This window comes from Nostoc sp. WHI (assembly GCF_015714725.1).
Taxonomy (GTDB): domain Bacteria; phylum Cyanobacteriota; class Cyanobacteriia; order Cyanobacteriales; family Nostocaceae; genus Nostoc.
Genome location: NZ_WBKM01000277.1, coordinates 19,230 through 30,331, shown reverse-complemented (window position 1 = coordinate 30,331; position 11,102 = coordinate 19,230). Strand labels below are relative to the sequence as shown.

At 37.7% G+C, this 11,102-nt stretch carries 12 protein-coding genes, 1 tRNA gene and 1 pseudogene; 7 read left to right on the top strand and 7 right to left on the bottom strand.

Annotated features, from left to right (window positions below):
• The 3 genes from F8S12_RS41055 to F8S12_RS27880 all read left to right on the top strand — a co-directional run.
• A partial coding sequence (locus F8S12_RS41055) for a hypothetical protein (RefSeq protein ID WP_230968324.1) occupies positions 1 to 242 on the top strand: 242 nt, incomplete at its 5' end.
• Between the two features lie 103 nt (positions 243 to 345).
• Positions 346 to 687, top strand: coding sequence for a hypothetical protein (locus F8S12_RS27885; protein WP_196519525.1), 342 nt, complete (start codon positions 346 to 348; stop codon positions 685 to 687).
• Positions 684 to 950, top strand: coding sequence for a hypothetical protein (locus F8S12_RS27880; protein WP_196519524.1), 267 nt, complete (start codon positions 684 to 686; stop codon positions 948 to 950). The genes F8S12_RS27885 and F8S12_RS27880 overlap by 4 nt, the downstream gene beginning before the upstream one ends.
• A gap of 27 nt (positions 951 to 977) precedes the next feature.
• On the opposite strand, the gene F8S12_RS27875 is transcribed toward F8S12_RS27880, so the two are convergent.
• The gene (locus F8S12_RS27875; protein WP_196519523.1) at positions 978 to 1,166 is read right to left on the bottom strand and encodes a hypothetical protein; all 189 of its coding nucleotides are present in this window, start codon (positions 1,164 to 1,166) and stop codon (positions 978 to 980) included.
• Positions 1,167 to 1,445: 279 nt separating this feature from the next.
• Positions 1,446 to 1,517 (bottom strand) — tRNA-Thr (locus F8S12_RS27870).
• 33 nt (positions 1,518 to 1,550) lie between these two features.
• Between F8S12_RS27870 and F8S12_RS27865 the strand changes: the two genes are divergently transcribed.
• The gene (locus tag F8S12_RS27865; protein WP_196519522.1) at positions 1,551 to 1,844 is read left to right on the top strand and encodes a DUF3493 domain-containing protein; all 294 of its coding nucleotides are present in this window, start codon (positions 1,551 to 1,553) and stop codon (positions 1,842 to 1,844) included.
• Positions 1,845 to 1,952: 108 nt separating this feature from the next.
• Positions 1,953 to 2,168 carry a hypothetical protein gene (locus F8S12_RS27860; RefSeq protein ID WP_196519521.1) on the top strand — a complete coding sequence of 72 codons (216 nt, stop codon included), beginning with the start codon at positions 1,953 to 1,955 and terminating at the stop codon, positions 2,166 to 2,168.
• Between the two features lie 364 nt (positions 2,169 to 2,532).
• Here F8S12_RS27860 and F8S12_RS27855 read toward each other — a convergent pair whose 3' ends face one another.
• The 4 genes and pseudogenes from F8S12_RS27855 to F8S12_RS27845 form a co-directional block, all read right to left on the bottom strand.
• On the bottom strand, positions 2,533 to 2,784 hold the full coding sequence (locus F8S12_RS27855) for a hypothetical protein (RefSeq protein ID WP_230968323.1): 252 nt from the start codon (positions 2,782 to 2,784) through the stop codon (positions 2,533 to 2,535).
• 133 nt (positions 2,785 to 2,917) lie between these two features.
• Complete coding sequence (locus tag F8S12_RS41050; protein ID WP_230968325.1) at positions 2,918 to 3,679, bottom strand: DUF5717 family protein; 762 nt, start codon at positions 3,677 to 3,679, stop codon at positions 2,918 to 2,920.
• 471 nt (positions 3,680 to 4,150) lie between these two features.
• Positions 4,151 to 5,407: pseudogene (locus F8S12_RS41045) on the bottom strand (AAA-like domain-containing protein); the annotation flags it as partial.
• Positions 5,407 to 6,978: an AAA-like domain-containing protein gene (locus tag F8S12_RS27845; protein WP_196519519.1), complete on the bottom strand. Its 1,572-nt coding sequence runs from the start codon at positions 6,976 to 6,978 to the stop codon at positions 5,407 to 5,409. The gene F8S12_RS27845 and the pseudogene F8S12_RS41045, both read right to left, overlap by 1 nt.
• Positions 6,979 to 7,350: 372 nt before the next feature.
• Here F8S12_RS27845 and F8S12_RS27840 point away from each other — a divergent pair, with 372 nt between their 5' ends.
• Both F8S12_RS27840 and F8S12_RS27835 read left to right on the top strand, forming a co-directional pair.
• Positions 7,351 to 8,496, top strand: a complete 1,146-nt coding sequence (locus F8S12_RS27840) for a hybrid sensor histidine kinase/response regulator (RefSeq protein ID WP_196519518.1) — start codon at positions 7,351 to 7,353, stop codon at positions 8,494 to 8,496.
• A 177-nt stretch (positions 8,497 to 8,673) separates the two neighbouring features.
• Positions 8,674 to 10,056 (top strand): aldehyde dehydrogenase, encoded by a 1,383-nt coding sequence (locus F8S12_RS27835; RefSeq protein ID WP_196519517.1) that lies wholly within the window; start codon positions 8,674 to 8,676, stop codon positions 10,054 to 10,056.
• Positions 10,057 to 10,178: 122 nt separating this feature from the next.
• Here the strand turns inward: F8S12_RS27835 and F8S12_RS27830 are convergent, their stop codons facing one another.
• On the bottom strand, positions 10,179 to 10,784 hold the full coding sequence (locus F8S12_RS27830) for a sulfite oxidase-like oxidoreductase (RefSeq protein ID WP_196519516.1): 606 nt from the start codon (positions 10,782 to 10,784) through the stop codon (positions 10,179 to 10,181).
• Positions 10,785 to 11,102 lie beyond the last annotated feature (318 nt).

Sequence of the window (11,102 nt, the reverse complement as noted above, 5' to 3'; positions counted from 1 at the left end):
CTACTTTCCTGGATTTACCCTTCGTTTTTAAGCAAATCCCTCAAATATGTCAGTATTTATACTTAATAATTGTAGTCAATTATTTTTTAGTGATGCCTGCGGTGGTCACTGAGCTTGCCCTTTGCGGAGCGTCTTGTAGAGAAGTGCGCGCTGCGCCTACGCCTTTCCCTAAAAAACTAATTATTTTGTGCTACGTATTGAATTTCAAAATGGCGATTAATACCCTATTTATTTCAAAATGAGAATTGCTGAGAGATATGTACTTATCTGCAAAAACAAGAACGAAACCTTGTTAGTAATCCTACTGGTAAAGATTTCATTCAAGTTAGCTACAACTTAAATGACATGGTAACTGGGATTAGTTTTTCAATTCCAGCGGAGCAATCGATTGATAACACCGGAAAAGTTATAACAACTGCCATCGATTATCTTCAAAACGTATCCTTCACAGGTAGCACTGGAGGAACTTTTAAATCAACTACACTTTCTGAATATTTTCATGAAGTTATTACTTTTTTGCAAATTAAAGAAAACAATGCTAGTACTAATCCACAATTAGCAAATAATCTTTCTTCTTCTTACGATGCAGATGATAAGTTACTTAGTGGTAGCATTACATTACCAATAACAATTGATTTTGATGAAGATGGGCATCCGGTTATTACAGCAACACAATATTTAATATGAATTTTAGTCCTAGCGATTTAATAGCTTTAGGTGCTTTAATTCTTGCCTTTGCATCTACTGTTTGTGGAGCTTTTATTTGGTACGTTCAAGGCGAACGTAAAAAATTCGCTGCTGAAAGAGATTTTCAGCATATTAAGAATAATCAAAAAAGCATGACTGAAAGTATTGTTTATCTTACTGATAGTCTTGAGGGACACCTTAAAATCATAGAAAGGGATATTTTAGAAATGAAAATATCTCTCGGAATTAAAATTAAAGATTAGTCAAAATTAGTCAAAATCTCCATTTCGTCACTTGGACAAAGGTAGGCAAGTACGAACTAGCTTACTAGACTCGTACCAAGAAGATTTTCCCCAGTAGTATTCGACCAATGCTTCTTGGTGTTTTTGTACCTCATGAAAGCGAGTCTCAACAATTAAGCCGATGGGCCCGCCTGGCTGGAACCAAACCCGATCACCTATTTCTAGAATCGTAACCACTGCTCAAAATTCCCTTTTCGTCACATACAGGCTGAAACCCTGATTGCATCGTGGCGTTCACCTAGCAATCTAGGCAAGCTTTAGGCAAAGTTTTGATATTAAAAACAATAAACGTCGTCTAAGCAGTAGATTGAAGCATAATTCCTTGGGACTGAAAATCCTCGTGTCACCGGTTCGTTGGCAGTCAAACGAGTAGCGTTTGAGTAGTGCGATCGCCACAGGTTTTAAGCGTAAATGGTCAAAATTCGGTCAAGATAAAGATATGATTTTTAAAACCCAAGCCGATGATGGGATTTGAACCCACGGCCTGCTGATTACGAATCAGCTGCTCTACCACTGAGCCACATCGGCGTACACAATCTATAAGCATAACATGATTTAATCATGGTAGATCAAAATCCCAAAAATCGACTTAACCCTGAACAATATGCCAGCCTCAAAGCAGAAATGGCAGCCCCATATCGCGGCTTACGACAATTTATATACATCGCTTTCAGCGCTTCTGGCTTGATTGGCGCATTCATCTTTTTTTGCCAATTGCTTGCTGGACGAGATGTTGAGAGTGCTTTGCCTAACTTGGCTCTCCAATTAGGAATCGTTGCCTTGATGATCTTCCTCTGGCGCTGGGAGCAGCATCGGCAACGACGCTCTCAGTCGGGTAAAAGTTCTAATTCTTGAAGTAAGAAATCTTAGCTCTCTTAAAGATGAAAGTAAAGTTGCCCTCATCGATTTTCTGTCTTGGAGTTACGATCAAATAGTAAAACGTTGTATTTGATATAGAAAATCATGTTACCTTTTAAGAAAAAAATTGTGACTGATGAAGCTATGCGTCCGGTAGCGGTGTTGATTGATTATGAGGACTGGCAGCAAATTGAGAAGATATTAGAAGCTCATCAATTACAACAAAAACAAAAGTTTAATTTAAACCAGTATGCGGGTGTAATTCAACTAACTCAAGACCCTTTGGAATATCAGCAGCAAATTAGGGATGAGTGTTGTTGACACAACCTTTAATTTTGTTAGATACAAATGTAGTCTTGTATTTTTTGGGTGGTCGCTTGATAAATCCACTACCATCAGGACAATATTTTATTTCAGTGATTACTGAGATTGAATTGCTCTCTTATACAAGAATTGACTATATTTATGTTTAGAGGTTGTTTGAAAAGTTCCCAATTGAGTAAAAAAAGCTCTCAGGGCATAAGCTGTAGATACGTATTAGAGCTAATAAGCTGTCGCGTAGTTAATTTGCACAACGAAGCCAGTCAGGGCTTCGGTTTAGCGCTCACTCAAACGCTGCCTACCCCATAAGATATTCATTTTTTTGAGGATGGAAATTAAAACATTTTAGTTTTTGTACTGTAATTCATGTTTTTAAATAGCATATTTTAATTTTAATAAAAGTTGCTAAATATCCACTTAAAAATACTATTAAAATTACAGCAATAGTGCTAAAACGTACAAAATTCATTACTTTAAATATAGAATATTGTTTGACAGTTTTCATTCCTTGAATAAAACCTAAACTTCCACCTATTAACAAACCTAATAATAACCAGCCTACTGATGGTTGATTGATTCCGAACCATGCGAATGAATAAGCAGACACCTCAATCATGAGAAAAAAGATTGAATTAATCATTTCTAAGAAATTAAAGTTGTTTACAATAAAAATTGTTGTAGCAAAATTATGTAAAAGAAATATTAAATTTATCACAACCATAGATGATATAAAAAAAGTAAATAACCTATTATATTGCATTATTCAATAACCTATTAAATGCATTTTCCACAAGTAATATTAAATTTAGGAGAATTTCTAATGGATTTTTTGAAAAAATTAATTGTATAATAATAAATAAAGATAACCAGTTAAATACAGCCAGATAGCTGCTAATATTACTTATATAATTAGCAAGATTATTACTTATTGGATCATCTGAAAATAAACTAGAGCAAGTTAAAGAGAAAAAGTTAACTTTTTCTTGGTAAACTGGATAAGAAAAAATCCATAGTTGATTTATTCCTACTAATATTTCAAATATTGATCGTATAACCCACATTACTAGTCCTATAACTAAGCTATAAATCCCAGCCAAGCCAGCAATGTTCTCCCATCTGATTGGTACTCTAAATTCAATTGGCACTTGATATTTGCCATTATTAGTTATTAAATAAATATTATCATTATATGAACCGTCTGCCAGCAAATTTGTATCTACGGATAAGGAAAATTCTAAGGATGTACCCTCAAAACGAGAAGGAGTTATTTTGACTAAATTTTGTTCAGATAAAGCAGTTCCCTTAATTTTTCCATTATGAGTTTCACAATTGATTTTTAATGAAGCTTTACCTATGTTATGTGATATCACTCCAAAATCTAGGTTGATTGGTTCAATACTAACCTGATTATTTATAACTCTATACTGTAGATATATCTGGCAATTTTCGCTAATACCTTCTAGTTTAATAACTATACAACATTGGTAATTTCCAGGTTTTACCTCAAGCATATCCAATTTTATGCGAATCGTTTTATCAATTAAAGAATTAAATTCTTGAGGAAAAACTATACCTGGAAGTAGAGGTTTAATATCTATATAGCCCCATGCAAACCCACGTTTATTGTTTACAACTTGCAATTCAACTATTGTTTGATATCCAACTGGTATTTTACCCAAATCTACCCTATCTGGTTGTACAAAAATTTTTGGATATGGTTCAGCCCCTACACTTTTATAAAGCTCTCGCACAAATATTTCCAAGCCATTACGTTTGTTTTGTCGATAAGAATGGATAATTTCACTTGATATATTTGCTAAATCTGTTCTCCCTAAATGTGCTACTAGCCATTGTTGTAGGTAGCTATTGAATAGGTAGGATTCTGCTTCTTGAGGAAAGCTATCACACAATATCATTAGTTCGGTAATATCAGAGGCTACTCCATTTTTAAACATGAAGCTGTTTGATTTCCAAGCTTCAGCTTGGCTTGCATTGAAGAACTTATAATCCTCATTACTCAAGTTTTTGCCTGTTGCCCATTCCAGTGCATCCTGTAAAGCATCACCTCGCAATAAACGCGACTCGTCTTTGCAGTCAGAGGCTAACCAGGCTGTTATTGCTTCAGCATATGGGCGTAAATTAGCTAACGCTTTATCAACCCAACTCTGGCTAAAAACTGACTGATAAATCCTGTTATAAACTATTAATTTACTATGCTTCTCAATTACCAATCCCGATAGCCTTAATTGCATTTGCTCTGGGCTGTTATCTCCTACAATCTCTCCATGCTGTAATATCTGCTTATACAGTATTAACATTTGCCCAGTACGTTGCTCATTCCTTAGAACCCGATTCCGTATCGTCCTCAAATGCTCCGGCTCATCCTGAGATTCCCAATTTTCAATGATGTGTGTTCGTACTAATTTCTGAGCTTCTTCTACCCCCGATGCCTTCATATTATTTTGGATGAGTTTACAAAGTTTCTGGGTGAGAAATGGCTGTCCACCTGTCCAATCCAAAACTATTTGAAGAATCGCTTGAGGGTTACTCACTTCACCTACCACTCCCTCAAATAAAGGCTGAACTTCTTTCAATTCAAAGCCTTTTAGTTCAATTGCTTGACCTATATTAAACGGTGTACGCTTTTTATCTTTAATCAAATCTTAAGGAGTAGCTACCCCTAATAGACAAAATGTGAGGCGTTTGTACGCCGCTTTATCAACACGCTGGTTGTAGCAGAACCGAAGCAAAGCAAAAAAATCGTCAGCCGAAAAATTCAGGCTAAGAACGCTATCAATTTCATCTATGAAAATGACAATAGATTCAGAAACTTCAACCAGTAGAACTTCTTCGATAAATTCACTCAGCCGCTGTACTTGAGAAAGATGATCGCGATCCCGCCACCAACTTCGTAAATTAAACTTTTCTAAAAGCTCAAAACTACTCACTAAACCACGTATTACACCTGTATACCATTTATCTGGTGTAACGTGTTGACTACCAATTCCTGTCAAGTCGATCGCAGCACAGGCAATGTCTTCATTTTGCAGCTTTTGCATGATTTGCACTCGCAAACTAGATTTACCCATCTGCCGCGAATTCAATACATAACAGAACTGCCCAGCCTTCAACGCCTCATACAAATCTGTATCTGCTTGTCGCACTACATAACTAGGGGCATCAACTGGTAAACTGCCACCAACTTGATATTCATAAGCTGGGTTTTGTTCTATTTTCATCAGCTAACTCTCAGGCGATCGCGGAAATACTTACGATATAAATTACAACGTGGCGTTACATCATTTCCTTGCTGTTGTAATAAACCCATGCTGAGTAATTTAAAGCATTGTATCGAATCCAAGCGAACTGGGCTGCTATTGGCAACTACCTTTTTGATAGCAGTAGCTAATTCTGGACACTGTTCTAAATTCCACAAATGCCGACGTAAATGGTCGCTATAAAGGCCAGCTTCTGTGGGGGCTGTTTGCAAAAGCAGATTGAGTGTAGTATCCTGTCTGGCAATGTGATAAAGTGCAAATCGTACAAGATAGGGATGCCCTCCCACCATTGCCATTAGTTGTTCAACTTTGGTAGAACTCCAACTGAGTCCATGCCTTTGTGCCAAATCAAGAACCTGTTGGGCGTTAAACTCTGGTAACTCAATTGGCAAGCCTACATTAAATGGCGATTGATTAATATTCATTGGAATATAAACTTCTGTGGAATGCACTACTACCAACCGCAGTTTTTTCCAAATATCCCGGTTTTTAGCATCTTCATGCCAAGCACGTAACAGCCCAAAAAAGTCATTAGCAATTTCAGGGTATTGAAATATACGATCAACTTCATCCAATCCCAAAACTAATGGTTGATTGATTTCTGATAGAAGATACTCTTCAAAATAAGCGGTGCAATTTACTTTACTACCAAAAATCACATCCCAGTAATCTGCCAACTTGTTCGGTAGCCTCAGCCTCCGTCCCACACTGGCACAAAACCACTGAAGAAACTTATCCAAATCTGCAAAAACCTTTCCATCTGCCAATTGAAAGCTCAAAGGCACAGTTAGATAATCTTGTTGTGACGCTTGATAAAGAATCCTCGCCATGAGTGATGTTTTACCCATCTGCCGAGGCGCTTTGATCCGAATCAAAGATCCTGGCTTCAAAATTGCCTCGTAGCAGCGAGACTCGATAGGAGGACGTTCGAGATAAAACGCCGAAGCCAAATCCACCTGTCCTTCAGGTAATTCTGGTTCTGCCACTGGCAAAGGTAGTGAGGGAATGAGAAGCTGAGGATGTGATGAAGGCAAAAAATCACTACTCATCTCTCCATCTGCCAATGTTTCTACATCCCCATTTGCCAGCAAACTAAAAATTTCCTGTAAAATTTTGGAAGTATCGGCAAGTGAATTCCACTCTCGTTGCTGAACTTGTTGTAAATAACCCCGCAAATCATAATTTAGTGGCGTACTCCAAGGAAAGTTGACGCGAATGGGCAAAATCACTGGCTTATATTCATCACTGCGATCGCGTAACTCTTTAGCCTGTCTCACCTCTTCTGTCACCATCTCGCTAGTTGCCGATCGCTCCGACAACAGCAACAAAAAGTAATCACATCGTTTTAATTCTTCATCGATGCGCTGAGGCCATTTTTCCCCCAGGCGAATACTCTCGCCTGCCATGAATGCTTCGTGTCCAGCAGCTTTAATGGCTTCATAAAAATTCCGGGCTAAACTCAAGTCTGGCTCTTGACTGCGGTAGCTAATGAAAAATCTGGTGCTTTTGCTGGCTGCTGGCGAAGTTGGCATAATCCGATAAATATTCCAGAAATTTTGACAATTTTTCTCGCATATACAGAATCGAAGCTAGCCTTGACTTTTTTATAGGTAACTTGCAAGTAGTTGATATACTAATTGCGTATATTTTTAGTTATAAATATTACATAAATCGTGCCGTAGTAATCCTCTGTATTCATTTCTAGAAGTTTACGAGCCATAATTCAATTAGCTTGCGACTATCTGTTAAAAAGGTAAGTAAAGTAGTTTTTAAAATACATTTATATAATTTCTTTGGTAAACAATTTCTTTGCAGAAAGTATACCTAAGAGTAATATCTAAAAAAACTATACCAATAAACCAGTTACTCTAAAAATTTACTTTTACCCCATACCTTGCATCTATATGACTTCACAATCTTCTTGCTCTGACAAAATTCTGGTTGTCGATGACTCTCCTGATAACGTATTTTTGATCAAAACTATTTTGGAGGAAGAAGGTTATACGATTAGCACCGCAGAAAATGGGATTTCAGCATTGGCAGAATTGAAAGCATCGCCTTGTGACTTGGTTCTGCTGGATCTGATGATGCCAGGTATGGATGGGTACGAAGTCACTAAGCACATTCGTGGAGAGATGAAATTGCCACAATATATCCCCATACTGCTAATCACTGCCCACGATGCGCCTAACGTTGCTTACGGACTCGACTTGGGTGCTGATGACTTTATCCGCAAACCTGTAACAGTAGATGAATTGCTTGCACGAGTGCGATCGCTCCTGCGCTTGAAGCATAGTATGGATGAACGCGATGAAATTGCCCGCCAGCGAGAAGATTTTGTCTCTCGTCTCACCCACGATTTACGCACTCCCTTGGTGGCGGCCGATCGGATGTTAATGCTATTTGAGCAAGGTGCATTGGGCGCATTATCTCCGCAAATGCAGGAAGTAATCGCCATCATGTCCCGTAGCAATATCAACCTACTTTCTATGGTCAATACCTTATTAGAAGTTTATCGCTTTGAAGCAGGTCGTAAAACTTTGGCATTGCAACCGATTAATTTAGGACGGTTGCTAGAGGAGGTTACTGGAGAATTAGCACCTCTAGCTCAAGAAAAAACACTATCCTTAAATTTGGCTTTTACTGAGGAGTCAATCACAAACATAGTAATGGGCGATCGCTTAGAATTACATCGTCTATTCACCAATCTTCTAGGGAATGCGATCAAATTTACTGACTCTGGTTCTGTAAATATTCGTCTTACTTCTCAAAGCCAGTTCGACAAAAGTAGTCAATCTCAGTTATCAATCAAATCCAATTCCGTTGACTACATTAGAATTGAGATAGCGGATACTGGCCCAGGTATTCCTTCTGAAGAACAAGCCACAATATTTGAACGATTTCGCCAAGGCAGCCATAAAACTTCTGGTAGTGGCTTAGGACTGTACCTTGCTCGCCGAATTGTCGAGGCACATCAAGGCATTATTCTACTTAATTCAGAGTTGGATAAAGGTAGTGTATTTATTGTACTTTTACCAACAAAACAATGAGAAAATTAGCAATTATAAATTATGAACTTTTCCATTCTTATAATCTATAACTCTAATACATCTATCAATAATCGAAAGTAAATTTTTAATTAGAAAGTCAAATAATAAAAATTTGTGAACTAAATTATTGACATAGCAGCGCTAACATTAAATCAAGATTTTTTTAGGAAAAAAACAATGATTACCACTGAATTATCTAACATTGGCGATATTATCCAAAATCAGCGTGAGTTTTTTCAAACTGGCAAAACTAAAGATGTCACTTTTCGTATTGAACAACTTAAAAATCTCAAACAAGCAATTATTGAGTATAAACAGTCAATAGTTGAAGCATTACAAAGAGATTTACATAAACCAGAATTGGAGACTTACATTACAGAAATTGGGGTAATTAAAGAAATTGATTATGCTATAAAACATATAAATAGCTGGACTAAGCCCAAAAAAGCAGCTGTTTCTCTTGATTTTTTTTCCTACTCAGCCCGAATTTATCCAGAACCGTTAGGAGTTGTCTTAATTATCGGGCCTTGGAACTATCCATTTCAGTTAATTATCTCACCTTTAATAGGTGCGATCGCAGCCGGGAATTGTGCAATTATCAAACCTTCAGAAATTGCTTTTTATACTTCCCATATCATCGCTGAAATTGTTGCCAAACATTTTGACCCAGCTTATATCGCAGTTGTTGAAGGAGGCGTGGAAGCAAGTCAAAAACTACTTGCAGAAAAGTTTGATCATATCTTTTTTACTGGTGGCACAGCCGTCGGCAAAATCATCATGGCAGCAGCAGCAAAATATCTCACACCAGTTACTTTAGAATTGGGTGGCAAAAGCCCTTGTATCGTAGATACTGATATTAATCTTGAACACACTGTCAGACGAATTGCTTGGGGCAAATTTATTAATGCTGGGCAAACTTGTATCGCCCCTGACTATCTTTTAGTTGATAAAAAAATAAAAAAAGATTTAATAGCTGGTCTAGAAAAATGCCTAAAAGAATTTTATGGCGATAATCCAGCAAACAGTCCTGATTATGCCAGAATTATTAGCCAAAAACACTTTGACAGATTAGTTAACTTCCTTGAAGATGGTGAAGTTATCATTGGTGGAAAAACTAAACCTTCAGAGCGTTATATCGCTCCTACAGTGATTGATAATGTCTCTTTAGAAGATTCTATAATGCAGGAAGAAATTTTTGGCCCCATTCTACCCATTATTGAATATACTGAGGTTTCAGAAGCGATCGCCTTGATTAACTCTAGACCTAAACCCTTGGCATTATATTTATTTTCTCAAAACAAAAACCTACAAAAGCGAGTTTTGCAGGAAACTTCATCTGGTGGAGTCTGTATCAACGATACAGTGATGCAGGTTGGTGTCTCATCTCTACCATTTGGTGGCGTGGGAGATAGCGGTACCGGCAATTATCATGGCAAAGCTAGTTTTGACACTTTTTCCCATAACAAAAGTGTCTTGAAAAACTCCTTTTGGCTGGATTTAAAATGGCGATACGCTCCATATCAGGGCAAATTGCCGCTCATCAAGAAACTTCTGGGTTAAAAAAAGTTATGAGTTAGGAGTTATGAGTGAGAAATAAAAATCTATAACTCCTAACTCTGCCAATTTTTAGATTGTTCCTTCAATCCAAAATCTAAAATCTGAAATCCAAAATTGAATAACTCCTAACTATTAAAAGCGCTGCTGTAACGCTCCTCAGCCCACGGTTCACCACGGCGATGGTAGCCATTGCGCTCCCAAAAACCAAGTTCTTCACCAGCTAAAAATTCCAAACCATTGATCCACTTAGCACTTTTCCAAGCATAGAGGTGAGGAACAACTAGCCGCATCGGGCCACCGTGTTCATCTGGAAGAACTTCACCAAAGACTTTAAAAGCAAAAAAGTTTTCTTCTCTGATAAAATCTTTTAGAGAAATATTAGTAGTGTAGCCGCCGTAGCAGTGTTCCATAATGTGGGCTACCTTGGGGTCTAGCTCAATCAGACTCATGAAATCTGTCACTTTAATGCCAGTCCATTTGACATCGAGTTTAGACCAATGCGTTACACAGTGGAAGTCCGCTGTGAATTCGTGTTGAGGTAGTGTCATAAAGTCTGACCAACTAAAGGTAGCAGGTTTTGCCAAACCCCAAACCCCAAATTCCCATTCTTCAGTGCTGACTTGGGGAGTTGCACCGTAAGTTAATACGGGGAAACCTTTAGCTAAGTGTTGTCCAGGAGGAACCCGTTCCCCCTCTTCCTTCCCTGGTTTCTGAAAAAATTTTCCTAGCATAAACCTCATCTAAGTTGAGAACCATAGTTTTCGCCCTCACCCTAAATCCCTCTCCCATATCTGGGAGAGGGACTTTGAAATTCTGGCTCCCCTTCTCCCATATCTGGGAGAAGGGGTTGGGGGATGAGGGCAAATCCTTTTGATCACAGAATAACTACAGGTTTCAAAATAGACGTGGTTTAGTTGGAGAAAAATAAGTTTTCTCAAGATATTTCCAAACTTTTGTGCTGAGTTGGCAACAGTGCCAGATATTTTACTTTTTATTATGATTACTTGATCATTACTCATGAGTGGTAGGTAATGGGTAATGGATTTTCC